The sequence below is a fragment of the Amycolatopsis sp. WAC 04197 genome, from assembly GCF_003947475.1.
Lineage (GTDB): Bacteria > Actinomycetota > Actinomycetes > Mycobacteriales > Pseudonocardiaceae > Amycolatopsis > Amycolatopsis japonica.
Window position 1 is genome coordinate 368,324 of sequence record NZ_QHJK01000007.1, and the last position, 19,737, is coordinate 388,060.

Consider the following 19,737-nt stretch of genomic DNA (forward strand, 5'->3'; position numbering starts at 1 on the left):
TCAGGTTTCCGGCGCTACCAGTCGAGCAGCAGGGCTTCCACGTCGAACGGGGGTGGGCCGAATTTGAGCTTGCGCTCGGGCTCGGCGAGCCTGAGCTTGGGGAAACGCCTCGCCAGCGCGGGGATCGCCTCCCGGAACACCATCTCCGCCAGCGGCCTGCCGAGGCAGTGGTGGATCCCGTGCCCGAACGAGACGTGCGGCGACTTCTCCCGCGTGATGTCGAATTCGTCTTCCGGTGCCGGGAAGTTCGCGCGGTTGGCGCCCAGCAGGGAGCACGTGACGGTGTCGCCCGCCTTGACGAGACGGCCGCCGATCGTGACGTCCTCCTTGGCGATGCGCGGGTGGAGCTTCTCGTCGGTCGTGAGGTACCGGTTCAGCTCCTCCAGCCAGTCCGGGATGGTGTCCGGCCGTTCCCGCAGGATGTCGAACTGCTCCGGGAAATCGACCATCAGCAACGCGCCCGCCGCGAGGAACCGGGCCACCTGGTCGCCGCCCGCGCCCATGATGAACGCGGCCACGCCGGCCAGTTCCGCGTCGGTGATCTCGTCACCGTGTTCGCGCACCACGACCCCGAAGAGGTCGTCGCCGGGATCACGGCGGACCCGGGCGACGGCCTTGTTCATGTACTGCATGTACTTGTTGCCCGCCGCGTTGCGCCGTTTGTCCGTCCGCTCGGTCCGGCTGGCGTGCAGCGTGCGCGACAGATCGGCCTGATCGTCGCGCGGGATGCCGAGGAAATCGCAGGTCGCCGTGGTGGCGATGGCCCAGCCGAAATGCGGGACGAAGTCGGCGGGCCCGCCCATGTCCTCGATGGTGTCCAAGGTGTCTTCGACGATCTGCCGGACTTCCGGCCGGAACCCCTGCATCCGCCGGATGGCGAACGGCGGGGTGACCAGGCGGCGCAGGCGCGTGTGGTCCGGCGGGTCGTAGTGGGTGAGGAAACCGGGCCAGGCGATCCCGGCCGCGGTCCCGCCGTAGATCAGCCGCGCGCTGAACTTGTCGGAGCTGAGGACCTGGCGAACCTCGTCGTATCCCGTGGCGAGCCACGCCGTCCGCCGTTCACCGTCTTCCTCGGTGCCCAAGGCGGAGATGGGGCCTTCGGCCATCAGGGAAAGGAGTTCGGCCCCCGGGTCGAATCGGTTCCTCCGGTGGATTTCCAAGCCCTTGACGACGTTGAGCTCCTCGAACACGGCAGTTCCTTTCGCCTCAACCGGCCGTCGCGCGCGGATAGGGATGTTCCCGGTCGGCCGGACGAGCGTCGAGTTCGTCCAACCGTCCGGATCGGGGGCGGTGCCTCGTTCCGGAAGGCGAGGTTGCGAAAGCCACTTTCGCAACGTTGAAGGTTGCGAAAGTGGCTTTCGCAACCTCGCCGTCGGGGCCTGATCGGGGTGGCGGGGGCTGAAGGGCGCTTTCCCCGCATGAGATGTGAGGAAAGCGCCCTTCACCGCGTGAGACGCGGGGAAAGTCCCCTTCGCCGAGGCTCGTCCAACCGTCCGCATTGAGCGGCTGGACACCCCCGCTCAGCCGTTGACTTCGGCGATCAGGCTCTTCGGCCGCAGGTCCGTCCAGTGCTCCTCGACGTAGGCGAGGCATTCCTGGCGCGGGGCCTCGCCGTGGACGCGGGTCCAGCCCGCGGGCACCTCGGCGAACGTCGGCCAGAGGGAGTGCTGGCCCTCGTCGTTCACCAGCACGAAAAAGGAACCGTCTTCGTTGTCAAAGGGATTGCTCATCGGTTTTCCTTTCAGGCGCCCGGCCGAGGCCGGAGCTTCTCGGCGACGATGGACCCAATCTGGACCAACGCCGCGGGTTGCACCATGTCGTAATGGTTGGTCGGGATCTCGTGGTGTTCGATCGTGCCGCCGGTGAAGTCCTTCCAGCCCGCGACGGCCTCCGACACCGGCAGGTGCGCCGGCCGGTCCTCCGAGGCGACGAAGAGCAGGATGTCGCCGTTGAACGGCGAGGCCGTGTGCTGCGGCCCGACCTTCCAGAGGTTCTTCATGACCGCTTCCAGCCGCTCCCGGGCACCGGGGCCCTGGACCATGCCGCCCGCCAGCTCCAGATCCTGCTGTTTCCGTTTCTGGAGGCCGTCTTCGTCGCGCGCGGCCTCCTCGGTCACCGTGCCGGTCGCGTTCCGTCCCATGTAGACGGGATACGCGTCGAGCAGGGCGAGCAGGCCGAGTTCTTCCCCGTCGGCTTCGAGCATCGCGGCCATCGCCTGCGCGATCCGGCCACCGAGCGACCAGCCGAGCAGGTGGTACGGCCCGGTCGGCTGCACGGCACGGATATGCGCGAGGTAGTCGGCCGCCATTTCCTCGACGCTCTCGGGCAGACGTTCGGTCCGCGCGAGACCGCGTGCCTGCACGCCGTAGACCGGCTGGTTCGCGGGCAGATGCCGCAGCAGCGGCCCGTAGTTCCAGCTCAGCCCGCCGCTCGCGTGGACGCAGAACAGCGGCGGCCGGTCGCCGTTCGGCTGCAGCGGCAACAGGATCTCGTAGTCACCCGTCTTCACCGCGGTACTCGTGCGGCGCCGCTCCCCCACCACGATCAGGGTTTTGGCCGGGGTCTTGCGGGCGAGCAGGCCGGTGTTCAGCATCCGGTGCCCCGGCTCGCCGAACGGGCAGGGCTCACCGGACTTGCCCTCGTCGACCGCCGGACCGGTGACGTAGAGATCACCGACGACGCCCGGGGCGACCGGCCGCCGCTGCTCGTCGAGCACGAGCGCGCCGAGCGGCCCCAGTTCCGCGACCACCGCGGGCACCTCGCCCGCCCACCTGGCGGGTGCGATCGCCGGGCGGCCGCGTTCGGTCTCGTCGAGGAAGAGGTCCAGCTCGCTGATCCGCCGCTGGGGATCCTCCGCGACCTGCTCCAGAACGCGGACCAGCCGCCGCGCCACCGATTCCGCCGTCGCCTCGTCGAACAGGTCGGTGGCGTACCGAAGAGTGCCTTCGAGACCGTCCTCGTCGTCGTCCTCGTCGAGCCGCTCGGTGAGCTTGAACGCGAGATCCAGTTCCGTGGCCTCGGTTCCGCCCGGTTCGACGCTGGTGCGCAGGGCGGGCAGTTCCGCCGCGTCCCACGCGCCGATGTCCTCCTCGTCGACCTCCAGCCCCACCTGGAAGACGGGGTGGCGGGACAGCGAGGCGGGCAGGTCCAGCAGGTCGACGATCCGCTCGAACGGCACGTCGAGCTGCTGACGCGCACCCCGGACGGCCTCCTGCACCCGCGTGACGACCTCGAGGAACGTCGGGTCACCGGAGAGATCCGTGCGCAGGGCGAGCGGCCGGGCGAACGGCCCGATCATCGGTTCGAGGTCGATGAGGTCCTCGTCCCGCGCCAGTTTCGTCCCGATCACCAGATCCTGGCCCGCACCGAATTTGCTCAGCAGCATCGCGAGACCGGCGTGCACGACGTGGATGGTGTCCGCGCCGAGCCGTTCCACCGCCTTGGTCAGCCGTTCGTACGGTTCGGCGCCGAGCCGCAGCTCGACCGCGCCCGCCTGGCGCGACGGGACGGCCGGACGCGGCCGGTCGAACGGGAGCACCGTCTCGCCTTCGATCCCGGTGAGGGTGTCCCGCCAGAAGACGACCTGCTCGTTGATCAGGCTGCCCGGTTCGTCCTCGTCCGCGAGCAGCCGCTGCTCCCAGATCGCGTAGTCGGCGAACTGCAGCGCCAGCGGCGCGCGTTCCGGGACCCGGCCCGAACGCCGTGCGCCGTACGCGGCCGCCAGGTCGCGGAAGAACACGTCGAGCGAGTCGTCGTCGGCGAGGATCCGGTGCAGCCGCAGATGCAGCACGTGTTCCTTCTCCGCGAGCGCGAAAAGGTCGCAGCGCCAAGGAACCTCACTGGTGAGGTCGAAGACCGACGCACGCAGCCCGGCGAGCAGACCGGGAAGCTCCTCCTCGGTGGCGGGTACCGGGGTCAGCTCGATGGCCGCGGGCTCGTGGACCAGCTGCCGGACGTTCTGCGCGTCTCCCGGGAAGGTCGTGCGCAGCACCTCGTGCCGGGCGGCGATGTCGCCGAGTGCCGCCCCCAGCGCGGCCACGTCCAGCCTGCCGCGCAGGCGCAGCGCGACCGAGATCTGCAGTCCGGCGGTCTCCTCGCCGGGGCTGGCCAGCAGCCGGGCACGCAGCTGCCGCGCGGTCAACGGAACCCGCTCGGGCCGCTCGGCCGGTTCCAGCGCGGGCCGCGACTTCGCGGCGAGCGCCCTGGCGACACCGGCGGGCGTCGGCGAGGAGAACAGCTGCCGGATGGGCAGGTCCACGCCGATCACCTCGCGGATCCGCGCGATGAGCCGCATCGCCAGCGCCGAACTGCCGCCGAGGTCGTGGAAGGCGTCGTCGACACCCACGTTGTCGACGCCGAGGATCTCCGAGAACAGGTCGCAGAGCACCTTCTCGGATTCGCTCTCGGGCGCCTTCTCCGACGCGCGGCCGGCGAGATCCGGGGCGGGCAGCGCCCGGCGGTCGACCTTCCCGTTGGGCGTGACGGGAAGACCGGGCAGCGCGACGACCGCCATGGGGACCATGTACGCGGGCAGCACCAAACCCATCTGCCGCTTGATCTCCTCCGGACCGGCGTCGCCGCCGTCGGAGACGAAGTAGCCGACCAGCCGCTTCTCCCCCGGCTGGTCCTCACGCGCCATGACGACGGCCTCGACCACGCCAGGCTGGGCGGCCAGCACGGATTCGACCTCGCCCAGTTCGACGCGGTAGCCGCGGATCTTCACCTGGTCGTCGGCGCGTTCGAGGAACACCACCTCGCCGCCGCGGGTCCAGCGGGCCAGGTCGCCGGTGCGGTACATACGTTCGCCCGGCAGGAACGGGCACGCCACGAACCGCTCCGACGTCAGGCCCGGGCTGTCGAGATATCCGCGCGCCAGTCCCGTTCCCGCGATGTACAGCTCGCCCGCCACACCCGGGGCGACCGGCCGCAGGAAGGCGTCGAGGATGTAGATCCTGCGGTTGGTCATGGGGTGCCCGATCGGCAGTTCCCGGTCGACGACGTCGCCGGGTTCGATCGGGAGCCACGTCGCGCACAACGTGGTCTCGGTCGGCCCGTAGGTGTTGCGCACCCTCAGATTCGGCTGAGCCCGCCGCAGATTCTCCACGGATTGCGCGGGAACGATGTCGCCGCCCGTGCCGATCTCGACCAGACCGTCGAAGCATTCCGGCGACGTCTCCGCCAGCGCGCGGAAGGTCCCGGCGGTGAGGTGGACGTAGTTCGCGCCGCGGGCGACGGCCTGCCGAACCCCGGCCGCGTCGAGGACGCCCGGCTCGGTGAGCAGGACACGCGCACCGGTCGAGAGCGGCACCCACATCGCGTACAGCGACGGGTCGAAGACGTGCGTCGCGTGCATCAACACGCCGTCACCGGGGCCGATCTGCCAGCCCCGGTCGCCCGCCAGTCCCGCCACGCCGCCGTGCGGGATGCCGACACCCTTGGGCAGACCGGTGGATCCGGAGGTGTACATGACGTACGCCAGGTCGTCCGCGCTCGGCCGGAATTCCGTTGCGGTGTCCGGGAAAGCGTCGATGGCGGCGCGTGTTTCCGGCGCGTCGAGGACGATCGCGTCCGCCGGCGCGACCCCACTGGTGGCCTGGGTGCACACGACGACCGAGACCCCGGAGTCTTCGAGGATGAACGCGATCCGCTCGGCCGGGTACTCGACGTCCACCGGGACGTACGCGGCGCCCGCCTTCCAGATCGCCAGGAACGCGATCAGCAGCTCCGGCGACCTTTCCATGGCGACACCCACGCGGTCGCCGCGGCCGACGCCACGGGCGGCGAGGTGCGCGGCCAGCCGGTTCGAGGCCTGATCGAGGGCGGCGTAGGTCAGATCCGCGCCGTCGGCGTCGGTGATCGCCACCGCCTCGGGCGCCTCGGTCACCCGCCGGGCGAACAGTTCGACGACGGATTCCCCGGGGACCGGGCCTTCGGTCGCGTTGAATTCGTCCACCACCAGGGCGCGTTCGGCCTCGCTCAGCAGGGTCAGCCGGCCGACGAGGACGTCGGGTTCGGCGACCAGCCGTTCCAGCACGCGGGCCAGCGCGCCGACGACCGATCCGGCGACCTTCTCGTCGAACAGGCCGCGGTCGTAGTCGAGGATGAGCGGCATCCGCTCGCCCGGGCCGGTGACCAGCGTGAACGGGTAGTGCGACGAGTTGCGCCCGCGTTTGACCGGACGCAGGGTCAGTCCGTCGTGGGCCTGGCCGAGCCCCTTGCGGGGGAAGTTCTCGTAGATGACCAGCGTGTCGAAGACCGCGCCGGGACCGACCACGGCCTGGACGTCCTGCAGGCCGAGATGCTGGTGGGCCATGAGCGCCGACTGGTCGCGCTGCAGTTCGGCGAACAGGTCGACCGCGCGGCGGGCGCCGTCGAGCCGCACACGCACCGGCAGGGTGTTGAGCAGCTGGCCGACCATCGACTCGACGCCGGCGAGTTCGGCGGGACGGCCCGAAGCGGTCGCGCCGAACACGACCTCGGTGCGCCCGGCGAGCTGCGACAGCACGACGGCCCACGCGCCCTGCACGACGGTGTTCAGCGTGAGGTCGTGGCCGCGCGCCAGATTCGCCAGGCCCTCGGTGAGTTCCGTCGACAGTTCGACGATCTCGGTGTCGATCTCCGGCACCCGGCCGGGATCGGCGGGCGCGACCGCGGTGGGCGTGTCGATCCCGGCGAACTCCTCGCGCCAGGCCGCGCGGGCGATTTCCTTGTCCTGCTTGCCGAGCCAGGCGAGATAGTCCCGATAGGACACTGTGGGCGGCAGGCCGGACGCGTCCCCGCCCGCGGCGTAGATCGCGGCGAGTTCGCGGTGGATGATCGGCATCGACCAGCCGTCGGTCAGCACGTGGTGCAGCGTGTGCACGAGCCGGTGGCGGTCCGGGCCGAGCCGGATCAGGTGCAGCTTCATCAGCGGCGCCACCTCGATGCGGAGCCGCTCGGCCAGCTCGTCCGCGGCCAGCCGGTCCACTTCGCTTTCGAGGATCTCCTCGGGCAGCCCGGTCAGATCCGTTTCACGCCAAGGGATCTGCGCGTCGCGGGTGATGACCTGCACCATCTGCGCGCCGCTGACGTACCGGAAACAGGCCCGCAGCGCGGCGTGCCGGTCGACCAGCGCCTGCCACGTCGCGCGCAGCCGCGCGGCGTCCAGCGGGCCGTCGATACCGTAGACGGTCTGCACGGTGTACGTGTCCGGCCCGTCGTCGTCGAGCGCGGTGTGGTAGAGCATTCCCTCCTGCAGCGGGGAAAGAGGCCAGACGTCCTCCACGCTGGAACGCGGTTTCGCGCGAGTGTCGTCAACGGTCACGATCTGCTCCTTGGTGGGTGGGTGAACTCGCGTTCGCGTGCTTCGAGGCGCAACTCGCGTGATCAGAGGCGGAACTCGCGTGATCGGGGGCGGAACTCGCGTGATCGGGGCCGCGCACGTGAGTTACGGCCCCAAACACGTGAGTTACGGCCCCAAGCACGCGAGTGCGGTACTCGATCACGAGAATCCGGCCTCGAGTTGGTCCAGCTGGTCAGGGGAAAGGGCGAGGAGCGAGCCCCCGGCGGGTTCCGGTTCCGGGGTGCTTTCGCCTTCGGCCGGGATCTCCTTGACGAGCGTCGCCAGCCGTTCCGGTGTCTTCTCTTCGAACACCTGCCACGGGCTCAGTTCCAGCCCTTCGCGGCGGGCGCGGGCCGACAGCTGCATCGAGATGATCGAGTCGCCGCCGAGTTCGAAGAAACTGTCGTCGGGCCCGACCTGCTCCAGGCCGAGCACCTCCGCGAACAGGTCGCACAGCCTCGCCTCCATGGCCGTGCGCGGGTCGCGTCCGGAGGACATACCGGAGAAGTCGGGTGCCCGCAGCGCCCGGTGGTCGAGTTTGCCGTTCGGGGTGAGCGGCATCTTCTCCAGCGCCACGAACGCCGCGGGCATCATGTACTCCGGCAGGCGTTCCGCCGCCATCTCGCGCAGCACCGACGTCAGCGAGCCGTCGGCGCCGTCCGACGGCACGACGTAGGCCACGAGCCGTTTGTCGCCCGGCCCGTCCCGGTGCACCGCGACCGCCGCCTGCGCGACGCCCGGATGTTCGGCGAGCACGTTCTCGATCTCCGCGGGCTCGACCCGGTAGCCGCGCACCTTGACCTGCGCGTCGACCCTGCCGACGAAGATCAGCTCGCCGTCGGGATCCCAGCGGAACCGGTCGCCGGAGCGGTACATGCGCTCGCCAGGGGTGAACGGGTCCGCGACGAACCGTTCCGACGTCAGGCCCGGCCGCCCCAGGTACCCGCGAGCGAGCCCGACCCCGGCGATGTACAGCTCGCCGTCGACACCGGGCGGCACCGGCTGCAGATACGCGTCGAGGATGTAGTGCTTCACATTCCGGATCGGGCCACCGAGCGGGACCACCTCGTGTCCCGGCGACAACGGGGCGCTCATGGTCGAGCAGATCGTCGTCTCGGTCGGGCCGTAGGCGTTGATGAACCGGCGGCCGGGCGACCAGCGGTCGACCAGCGCGGGCGTGCACACCTCGCCGCCGGTCAGCACGCCGCGCAGCGTGTCCGGCAGGTCCTCCTCCACGGCCAGCACACTCGGCGACACCGTGAGATGGGTGATCCCCCAGCGTCGCAACGCGTCGCCGAGCGTCACCCGCGGCGGCATGGTCTCCGCGTCGGCCAGCACCAGGGTCGCGCCGGCCAGCAGCGACATGTACAGCTCGGAGACGATCGCGTCGAAGCCGATCGCGGACAACTGCAGAACCCGCGAAGACGACGTCACGCCGAGACGCTCGATATGCGCCGTCGCCAGGTTCCCGAGCCCGGAATGGGTGACCATGACACCCTTCGGCACCCCCGTCGACCCCGACGTGTAGATCACGTACGCCGCGTCGGTCGGCTTCACCGGCGGCAGGACGACAGCCGGATCCGCGGCCGGAAGTTCGTCCAGCATCAGGATTTCGCCGTCGAACGTCGACGGCACCACCGCCCGTGTGGCTGCCGTGCACACCAGCACCTGCGGCGCCGAGCTCGTCAGCATCAGCTCGATGCGCTCGGCCGGATAGTCCGGGTCGACCGGCACGAAAGCCCCGCCGGAGAACGACACGCCCATCATCGTCACCACGAGTTCGGCCGACCGCTCCACCAGGACACCGACCCGGGTCTCCCGCCGGACACCCAGCCCGACGAGCAACCGCGCCAGCGTCTCGACCTCGCCGAGCAGCCCGCCGAACGTCAGGGTCCGCTTCGCGTCCTCGATCGCCACGGCGTCGCGCGACTTCTCCACCTGACGGCGGAACAGCACCGGCAGGGCTTCGGCCTCGAACGGCACCTCGGTGCGGTTCCACTCGTCGATCACCAGACGGCGCTGCTCCGGCCCGATCAGGGCGACCCGCCCGACCGGCACCCGCGGTTCGGTCACGACCTGGTCGAGCGCCCGGACGATCGAGGCGACGATCTCCTCGATCCGCGTCCGGTCGAACACGTCCGGCCGGTAGATCACCTCACCGTGGACGCCACCGCCTTCGGAAGCGCGGATGGACAACGGATAGTGCCCGGTGTCGTCCGGGATCCCCGCCGGGCGCAACGCGAGGACGTCGGGATCGTCGGACGGCGGGGGCGGCGGCGGGTAGTTCTCGAACACCACGATCGTGTCGAAGGCCGCGCCCGGACCGGCGAGCTGGTTGATCTCGGTCAGCCCGACATGCTGATGTGGCATGAGGGCGACCTGGCGTTCCTGCAGATCCGTCAGCATCTCCAGGAACGGCTGGGCGCCGGTGAGCCGGGCACGGACCGGCAGCATGTTCATGAACAGGCCGACCGCGGATTCGACACCCGGGATCTCGATCGGCCGTCCGGCCACCGTGGTCCCGAAGACGACGTCGTCGCGTCCGGTCAGCCTGGCCAGCAGAAGTGCCCAGACACCTTGGAAAAGCGTGTTCGTCGTGACGCCGTGGCGCCGCGTGAACTCCATCAGGCGGACGCTGAGCTCGGCGTCGAGTTCGAAGCGGACGCGGTCCGGCTCGATGGGCACGGCGATCGTGTCCGGCGGCACCACGTGGGTCGCCTCGTCGAGCCCGGCGAGTTCGGTCCGCCACGCCTGTTTCGCGGCCGCCTTGTCCTGACGGGAAAGCCAGGCGAGGTACTCCCGGTACGACGTCGGGTTAGGAAGCGTCCGCTCGCCTTCGTACGCCGCCATCACCTCGCCGAGGAAGACCGGAAGCGACCAGCCGTCGGCCGAGATGTGGTGCGACCGGAGCACCAGCCGGTGCCTGCGGTCGCCGAACCGCACCAGGTGCAGGTGCAGCAGCGGCGCCTTCGCCAGGTCGAACCGCTCGGCATGGGACTCCGCCGCGAGCCGCTCGAATTCCGCCAGCGCCTCGGCCTCGGGCAGGTGGGACAGATCGGTTTCCTGCCACGGCACCGGAACGTCGCGGACGACCGCTTGGACGGCCGTGCCGGAGCCGAGCCGGTGGAAACCCGCCCGCAGCGCGGGATGCCGGTCGAGCAGGGTCTGCCACGACGCGCGGAACCGGGCGACGTCGAGCGGTCCGTCGAGGATGATGTCGCGGATACCGGCGTAGACGTCCGGGCCGCGCTCGTCGACCGCGTGGAACAGCAACCCTTCCTGCAGCGGGGAAAGCGGCCAGATGTCGTGCAGATTCGGGACGAGCGCCTCGACGTCCGACACTTCCCGCTGCGTCAGCTCGATGAGCGGGAAGTCGGACGGCGTGTGACCTCCCGCGCCGGCTTCAGCGTGAGTCGCGAGCTCGGTCAGCGAGTCCAGCCATGCCTTGCCGAGCGATTCCGCGTCGGCTTCGGTGAGCAGCCGTTCGGCCCAGGTGATGGTCAGGGTGAACTCGGGTCCGGCGTCGCCGTCGAGCACCACCGCGTCGATTTCGACGGCGTGCCGCAGCGGCAGGTCGTCCTCCGCCGTGCCGCCGATGGTTCCGGCCAGCTGCCAGGGTTCCGCGTCGCCGTCGGGCCGGGGCGAGAACCGGCCGAGGTAGTTGAACCCGATCTCCGGCGACGGCAGTGCCGCCAGCACCTTCCCGGCTTCGTCGTCGAGATACCGCAGCATCCCGTAACCGAGCCCCCCGTCGGGCACCGCATGGACGTTTTCCTTGACCTGCTTCACCAACTGGCCAGGCGTGTCCGCCCCGGAGGTGTTCAACCTCAGCGGATGGACATCGGTGAACCAGCCGAGCGTCCGCGAAAGGTCCATGTCTTCGAGGGGCTCACGCCCGTGACCTTCGACGTCCACCACGACGGCGGTGCCGCCACGCCATCGGGTGACCGCGCCGGCGAGGGTGGCCAGCAGCACCTCGTGGATGCCGCAGTGGAACGCCGCCGTCGCCTTCTCCGCGAGGACGCTCGCGCGATCCCGCGGCAACGTCCACGAGCGGCGGCCGGAGGTCGCGATGGTGTCGCGTTTCGGGTCGAGTACGCCGACCCGCGCCCGCGCACCGTCGAGGATTTCCTTCCAGGTCTCCAGTTCCCCGGTCCGCCGCGCGGCCTGGCCGGCCAGCGTTCGCGCCCAGCGCCGGAAGGAGACGGGCGGCGGGTCGAGCACCGGTTCCTCGCACGCCGCTTGCAGATCGGCGAGCAGGACTCGCCACGACACGACGTCGACCGCGAGGTGGTGGGCGGCCAGCACGAGCCGCCCCTTGGCGCCCGCGTCCACCCAAACGGCCTGGAACATCACCCCCGCGACGGGGTCGAGCCGTCCGGCCGCCTCGTGCGCGTGGCGCTCCGCGATCTCGTCGAGGTCACCGTCGCCCGCCTCGACCCGCTGAAGCACTGCGGCGACGTCCACGGTTCCCCGCTCCGCCACGACCAGACCGGAGTCGACCACCCGGCTCCGCAGCAGGTCGTGCGTGTCGATCACCGCACGCAGACCGGCCGTCAGCGCCGTCTCCGTCAGGTCGCCGGGCACTCCCGCGGTCACCCATTGCGCCAGCGCGCCCCGGGACATCGCGCCGGGATCGCGTTCGAGCAGCGCCCGCACGACCGGCGTCCACGGCACCTCGCCGACGCCGTCGGCGACCTCGGCCTGCCGCACACCGCGTCCGGCGACGGCCGCGATCCCGGCGGGCGTCTTCTGCTCGAAGACCTGCTTGGCACCGAAGACGTAGTCCTCGCGCCGGGCGCGGGCGGCCAGCCGCATCGAGAGGATCGAGTCGCCGCCCAGTTCGAAGAAGCTGTCGTCCGCGCCGACCCGGTCCACGCCGAGGATCTCGGCGAACAGATCGGTCAGCACGCGTTCGGCCTCGGTCCGCGGTTCACGACCGGCGGCTTTCCCGGCGAATTCGGGCGCGGGCAGGGCGGCGCGGTCGATCTTCCCGTTGAGGGTCAACGGGAAGGTGTCGAGTACGAGCACCACCGCGGGCACCATGAACTCCGGCAGCCGCTGCGCGAGCCACGTCCGGACCGTCTCGGCGTCCAGTTCCGCTTCCGCGGTGACGTAGGCGATCAACCGCTTCTCGCCGGGGCGTTCCTCCCGTGCCACCACGACGGCCTGGGCAACGTCGGGCAGCGCGGTCAGCGCGGCCTCGATCTCGCCCGGTTCGACGCGGTAGCCCCGGATCTTCACCTGGGAGTCGGCGCGGCCGCCGAACAGCAGTTCGCCGTCCTCGGTCCAGCGCGCGAGGTCACCGGTGCGGTACATGCGCTCACCGGCCGCGAACGGATTCGCGACGAACCGCTGCGCCGTCGCGTCCGGAGCCCCCAGATAACCGTGCGCCAGACCGGCACCGGCGAGATACAGCTCGCCGGTCACCCCCGGCGCCACCGGCTGCAGGAACGCGTCGAGCACGTACGCCTGCCGTCCGGCCAGCGGTCCGCCGATCGGCAGGACGTCGCCCGTTTCGACACCCGGTTCGAGGACGAGCCAGGTGGCGCACAAGGTGATCTCGGTGGGGCCGTACAGCTGACGGAACCGGACGTCCGGGCAGGCACGGCGCATCCGCTCCACGGACGCGAGAGGCACCGCGTCGCCGCCGGTCAGGATCTCCCGCAGCCCAATGAACGACTCCGGCGCTTCCTCGGCCACCACGCGGAAAGTCCCGGCGGTCAGGTGGATGGTGGTGACGCCGCGCTCGATCGCCTCCCGCACCCGCTGCGCGTCGACCGCGCCCGGTTCCGCGACCACGACGGTGGCCCCGCTCACCAGCGGCACCCAGATCTCGACCAGTGACGCGTCGAAGGCGTGGGAAGCGTGCAGCAGCACGCGATCCCCGGGGCCCTGCGACCAGCCCGGGTCACCCGCCAGCGCCGCGACACTGCCGTGCGGCACCGCGACCCCCTTGGGCACGCCGGTCGAACCCGACGTGTACATCACGTAGGCCGTGTCGTGCGCGCCGACGAGGACGGGCGGCGCCGCGTGTTCCATCACGCCCATGACGACCGGCTCGATCCCGTGCGGCACCGCGTCGAGGCTCGCCGTCACGCAGATCGCCAGCGCCGCACCGGAATCGGCCAGCATCCGCTCGATCCGCTCCGCGGGGTAATCGACGTTCACCGGAACCTGGGCCGCGCCGGCCTTCCAGACCGCGAGCAGGGCGACGAGCAGATCCGCGCCGCGTTCCATCACGACACCGACGCGGTCACCGCGCCGCACCCCTCGCGAGGCCAGATACCCGGCCAGCCCATCGGATTCCCGGTCGAGTTCGGCGTAGGACAGCGTGCGATCCCCGTCGACGACCGCGACCGCGGCCGGCGATTCCGCGGCCCGCCGCCGGAACAGCTCCGGCACCGTGGTCCCGGACGTCGCCTCGCCCGTCGCGTTCCAGCGCTCCACCACGGAAGCGCGCGCCGGTTCGCTCGTCACACCGAGGCGGCCCACGGGAAGCGAGGCCTCCGCCGACACCCGCTCCAGCACCCGCACGACCTGCCTGGCGACCTCGGCCGCCGTTCCCTTCTCGATCCGGTCGGGCCGGTAGGCCACCCGGATCTGCAAGGTCTTGCCGGGCGAAACGCTCATGGTCAGCGGATAGCCGGTGCCGGTCCTGGTCACGACCGAGCTGATCGAGACGCCGCCGTCGTCGCCGAGACCGTCGGCGTCGTGCGGGTAGTTCTCGATCATCACGATGGTGTCGAAGACCGCGCCCGCCCCCGCCGCGCGCTGCACCTGCGACAGCCCCAAGTACTGGTGCTCGCTCAACGCGGACTGACGGCTCTGCAGGTCCTGGAGCAGTTCCAGCACCGGCAGGTCACCGTCGAGCCGCACGCGGACCGGGACGGTGTTGATGAACATCCCCACCATCCGCTCCACGTCCGGCACGTCCGCCGGACGCCCGGAGACAACCGTCCCGAACACGACGTCGGTGCGGCCCGCGAGCCGTGACAGCACCAGCGCCCACGCGCCCTGCACGATCGTGCTCAGCGTCAGGCCGTGTCCGCGGGCGAATCCGGTGAGCGCCCGTGTCGCCGCTTCGGGCAGCAATTCGGCGTGCTCGCCCGGGACGACCATCGCCTTGTCCGCGTCGGCGTCCACCACGGTCGGCTCGTCGGAACCGGCGAGTTCGGCGCGCCACGCCTCCTGGGTGGCCTGCTCGTCCTGGCGGCTCAACCAGCTCAGATAGTCCTTATAGGACGGTGTATTCGCCGGGCCTCGTCCGCCCGCGTACGCGATCGACACCTCGCCCAGGACGAGCGGCGTCGACCAGCCGTCCAGGAGAACGTGGTGCGATGTCAGCACGAACCGGTGCCGGACCGGGCTCAGCTTGATCAGCATCAGCCGGAGCAGCGGCGCCTTGGTCACGTCGAACCGCTGGGCCTGGTCCTCGGCGAGCAGTCGCTCGATCTCCGCGGCCGCGTCCTCCTCGCCGACGTGCGACAGATCGACCGTGCGCCAAGGGATTTCGGCCTGGGCGGCGACGACCTGCACCGTCGCGCCGGAACCCAGCTGGTGGAAGCTCGTCCGAAGCGAGTCGTGCCGGGCGACCACCTGGTTCCACGCGGCCCGCAGCCGGTCCGCGTCGAGCGGTCCGTCGAGGTCCAGGATCCGCTGGCTCTGATAGACGTCGACGCCGTCGTCGGCGACGGCCCGCTCGAAGAGCATGCCTTCCTGGAGCGGCGAAAGCGGCCAGATGTCGGTCAGGCCCGGCGTCGCGGCTTCCAGCTCCGCGACGTCCTGCTGCGCCAGCTCGACGAGAGCGAAGTCGGACGGCGTGTGCCCGCCCGCGGAGCGATCGTCGGCGAGCGCGTTCAGCGTCGCCAGCCAGGCCTCACCGAGGCGCTCGACCGTGGCGGGATCGACATCCCGGCCGTCGATGGCGAGGCCGAGCCGCGGCCCGTCCGGCGTGTCCTGCACCTCGGCGCCGACCTCGACGGGATGGGCCAGGATCATGTCCGGCCCACCGCCGAGCGGCCCCTCGCCCGCCGGCTGCCACGCACGGTCCTTGGCGGAAAGGCCGGTGCGGCCGAGATAGTTGAACCCGATCTGCGCGGACGGCGACTCCGCCAGCCTGGCGCCGGTTTCGGGGTTGAGGTACCGCAGCAGCCCGTAGCCGAGTCCGTCGCCGGGAACGGCGCGGATCTGTTCCTTGGCGGTCTTCAGCAGGTTCCCCGTCGAGACGTCGAAGCGGACCGGGTGCACGCTGGTGAACCAGCCCACCGTGCGCAACAGGTCTTCGCCGTCAGCGGCCTCGCGACCGTGACCTTCGACGTCCACGAGCAGCGCGCCGGTCCCGCGCAGTCGCGTCACCGCACCCGCGAGACCCGCGAGCAGGACGTCCTGGATCCCGCAGTGGAAGGCGTTCGGCAGCCGGGTCAGCAGGTCGTCCGCCACGGCGCCGGACAGCGTCGCGGACCACGAGTGCGTCTTGCCCGCGCTCAGGTCCACGGCCGGTTCCGCCCCGTCGAGGAGGGCGATCCAGCGGTCGGTTTCGGCCACGGTGCGCTCGTCGCGCGCCTGTTCGGCGAGGCGGCGCGCCCAGTGACGGTACGACGTCGCCACGGGTTCGAGCGCCGCGTCTTCGTAGGCGGAGCGCAGATCGGGCAGCAGGATTCCCCACGAGACCGCGTCGACGGCCAGGTGATGCGCCACGAGCGCGAGCCGTCCCTGCCCGGATTCCGGATCGTCGATCCACACCGCGCGCAGCATGGTCCCGGCCGCCGGGTCCAGCGTGGCCGTCGCCTTCCGGACCTCGCGTCCGGCGGCCTCGTCCAGGTCGCGGGCCTCGACGCGCGTCACCAGACCGGCCGCGTCCACCGCACCCGGCTCGGGCACGATCAGCCGACCCGCGTCCACGCGCGACCGCAGCAGATCGTGCGTGTCCAGGACGGCCTGCAGGGCTTTGACCAGCGCTTCCTGGCTGAATCCTTCCGGGGTGACGAGGACTCTGGCCTGCGCGAAGCCCGGCCGCACGGCGTTCTCGCCGAGGGCGAGCATCACCGGCGTCATCGGGATCTCGCCCACGCCGGACTCCACTGTGGACGGTGCCGCGGTCTCCTTGGCCAGCGCCGCCAGCCGTTCGGGCGTCCGGTGCTCGAACACCAGCCGCGGAGTCAGGGAGATGCCCTCGCGCCGGGCGCGGGCGGCCACCTGCATCGACGAGATCGAGTCGCCGCCCAGCTCGAAGAAGCTGTCCTCGACGCCGACCCGCTCCAGCCCGAGGACGTCGGCGAACACTCCACAAAGGACTCGTTCGTCCTCGGTCGCGGGCTCGCGGCCCGCCGCCTTCGCGGAGAAGTCCGGTTCGGGCAGCGCCTGCCGGTCCACCTTCCCGTTGACGGTCAGCGGCAAGTCGTCCAGCACCAGCATCGCGGCCGGGATCATGAACTCGGGCAGTGTCTCGGCGAGCTGTCCGCTCAGGTGCGCCGGGTCCAGGGCCTGCCCCGCTTCGGGGACGGCGTAGCCGATCAGGTGCTCGCCCCGGGCGACGACCACGGCCTGCGCGACCCCGGGCAGCCGGGCGAGCGCCACCTCGATCTCCCCTGGCTCCACGCGGTAGCCGCGGATCTTCACCTGGTCGTCGGCGCGGCCGGCGAACGCCAGCGTGCCGTTCTCCGTCCAGTACGCCAGGTCGCCGGTCCGGTACATGCGGCCGCCCGCGACGAACGGATCCGCGACGAACCGCTCGGCCGTCAGCATCGACCGGCCCAGATAGCCTTGCGCCACACCGGCTCCGGCGACGTACAACTCGCCAGGCAGGCCTTGCGGAACGGGCCGCAGGAACGCGTCGAGGACGTAGACCCGGCGCCCCGCGAGCGGACGGCCGATCGGCAGCACCGCGCCCATCCCGTCGCCGGGTTCGAGCAGCCACCACGTCGCGCACAGCGTGGCCTCGGTGGGCCCGTACAGATGCCGCACCCGTACGTCCGGGCAGGTCCGCCGGACACGCTCGACCGCGGCGGGCGGTACCGCGTCGCCGCCGGTCAGCACCTCACGCAGCCCTGCGACCGACTCCGGCGCCTCCTCGGCCAGCACCCGGAAACTGCCGGCGGTCAGGTGCGCGGCCGTGACCCCGGAGGCCACGTAACCGGCCAGCGCCTCGCCGTCCACCACCCCCGAGCCGGCGAGCACCAGCCGCGCGCCCGTCAGCAGCGGCACCCACATCTCGAACAGGGAGATGTCGAAGGCGTGCGAAGCGTGCATCAACACGGCGTCTTCGGGGCCGACGTCCCAGCCGGGCTCGCCGACCAGTGCCGCGACGTTGCCGTGCGACACCGCGACCCCCTTGGGCGTGCCCGTCGAGCCCGACGTGTACATCACGTACGCGACGTCGTCGGCCGTGACGCCGATCGCCAGCCGCGCGGACTCCGCGACCGCTCGCCGGGTCTCCGGATCGTCGAGGACGATCGGGGCGAGACCGCCGTCCAGCACCGCGTTCCGGTGCGCTTCCGTGCACACCACCGCCGCCGGTTCGGCGTCCGCCAGCATGAACTTCACCCGTTCCGCCGGATACGCGGGGTCCAGCGGGATGTACGCGGCACCCGCCTTCCACACGGCGAGCAGGGTCGCGATCAGGTCGGGCGACCCGTCCATCACGACGGCGACGCGGTCTCCGCGCCGGACTCCCTTGCCGCTCAGGTACCCGGCGAGCCGCTCGGCGCGCTCGGCCAGCTCTCCGTACGACAGCGTCTCGTCACCGGCGACGACGGCCACCGCGTTCTCGTCCTGACGCGAGAACAGATCCGGCGCCAGGACGTTCGGGGTCGGCTCGGACGAAACGCCCCAGCGACCGACCGTTTCGCGCTCGGCCTCGCTGCTGACCTCGATGTCGGCGACGGTGAGATCACGCGTCAGCTGACGCAGCACGCCGGTGAACCGCTCGACGATGGCGAGCGCGGCCGCCTCGTCGAAGAGATCCGTGAGGTAGTCGAGTTTGACGAGCATCGACTCGCCGGGAACGGCGACCAGCGTCAGCGGATAGTGGGCCGCTTCCTGGCCCTGGTTCACGCGAATGCCGAAGGGGGCTGCGGACTCCGGCCCGCCGAGCTCGCGCGGGAAGTTCTCGAAGACGATCATCGTGTCGAAGCTCGCGCCGGGACCGGCCGCCTGCTGGATGTCCGCCAGCCCGACGAACTGGTCGGGGATGAGCGCCGACTGCCGCTTCTGCAGTTCCGCCAGCATCTCGACGACCGGCGCCGAACCACGCAGCCGCGCGCGCACCGGGACGGTGTTGAGGAACAGCCCCACCATTCCTTCCACGCCGGGCAGATCCGGCGGGCGCGCCGAGACCACCGCGCCGAACACGACGTCGGTGCGGCCGGACAGCTGGGCGAGCACCAGCGCCCACGCGCCCTGCACCACCGTGTTCAGCGTGAGCCCGTTGCCGCGGGCCAGTTCCTCCAGCGAGCGGGTGAGCTCCGAGGGGAGTTCGACCGTGACGCTCTCGGGAATTCCGGGCGCCCGTCCCGGATCGGCGGGCGCGACCAGCGTCTGCGACTCGAGATCGCCCAGTTCCTTCGTCCAGGCCGAAAGCGCCTTCGTCTTGTCCTGACGGCTCAGCCACGCGAGATATTCGCGGTACGGCGTCACCTCCGGCAGCTCCGCCGCCGCGTACAGCGCCGACAGCTCGTCGAACACGATCGGCAGCGACCAGGCGTCCATGATCGCGTGATGGCAGGTCACCACGAGGCGATGGCGGTCGTCGCCGAGCCGGATCAAGGTCAGCCGCAGCAACGGCGCCGTCGCGAGGTCGAACCGCTTCGTCCGGTCCTCCTCGGCCAGCTCGTGCACGGCGGCTTCCGGGTTTTCGAGGTGGGACAGGTCGATCTCGCGCCACGGCAGTTCGACCTGCCTGGCGATGATCTGCACGGTCTCACCGGTTTTGCGCTGCCGGAAGCAGGCCCGCAGTGAAGCGTGCCGGGCCAGCAGCGCCTCCCACGCCGCGCGCAACCTCGCCGCGTCCACGGGCCCGTCCAGCTCCAGGACCCAATGTCCGATGTAGACGTCGAGCCCCTCACCGTCGTAGACCGCGTGGAAGACCAGCCCTGCCTGCAACGGCGACAGCGGCCAGATGTCCTCGATCCGCGACTGAGCCATCAATTTCTCCCTCGATCAGCGAAGTCCTTCGGCGAATCCCGTCCTGCGCGAAGTCGAAGAGCCGACGTCGAACGCGGCATGTCCCCCCGCAGAATCGTCGCCCGAAGGGTCGGCACGGACAACATGTCCAATGGCCGCTTTTCCTGCGGTGAAAGGGACTGCGGCGCGGTCGGCGTCCAGCCGACGGTGTTGCGAAAGCCACTTTCGCAACCTTGAAGGTTGGGAAAGTGGCTTTCACAACGCTTCACGTGGCCAAAACCGTGTCGCCCACC

General features: G+C 70.8%; 4 protein-coding genes. All 4 read right to left on the bottom strand.

Annotated features, from left to right (window positions below):
• Window positions 1–14 precede the first annotated feature (14 nt).
• The 4 genes from DMC64_RS25785 to DMC64_RS25800 all read right to left on the bottom strand — a co-directional run bounded on the left by DMC64_RS25785 (window position 15) and on the right by DMC64_RS25800 (window position 19,465).
• A complete protein-coding gene (locus DMC64_RS25785; RefSeq protein ID WP_037346391.1) occupies window positions 15–1,190 on the bottom strand; it encodes a cytochrome P450 in 1,176 nt (391 codons plus the stop codon).
• 330 nt (window positions 1,191–1,520) lie between these two features.
• Window positions 1,521–1,730, bottom strand: a complete 210-nt coding sequence (locus DMC64_RS25790; protein ID WP_037346390.1) for an MbtH family protein — start codon at window positions 1,728–1,730, stop codon at window positions 1,521–1,523.
• Window positions 1,731–1,741: 11 nt separating this feature from the next.
• A complete protein-coding gene (locus tag DMC64_RS25795) occupies window positions 1,742–7,303 on the bottom strand; it encodes a non-ribosomal peptide synthetase (protein ID WP_125735619.1) in 5,562 nt (1,853 codons plus the stop codon).
• Between the two features lie 177 nt (window positions 7,304–7,480).
• Window positions 7,481–19,465 (bottom strand): non-ribosomal peptide synthetase, encoded by an 11,985-nt coding sequence (locus DMC64_RS25800; RefSeq protein WP_125735620.1) that lies wholly within the window; start codon window positions 19,463–19,465, stop codon window positions 7,481–7,483.
• Window positions 19,466–19,737: the final 272 nt, after the last annotated feature.

What these genes read in the sequence shown, in the direction of transcription:
- DMC64_RS25800 (WP_125735620.1), bottom strand. Translation starts at nt 19,465, where the DNA reads ATGGCTCAGTCGCGGATCGAGGACATCTGGCCGCTGTCGCCGTTGCAG.
- DMC64_RS25790 (WP_037346390.1), bottom strand. Translation starts at nt 1,730, where the DNA reads ATGAGCAATCCCTTTGACAACGAAGACGGTTCCTTTTTCGTGCTGGTG.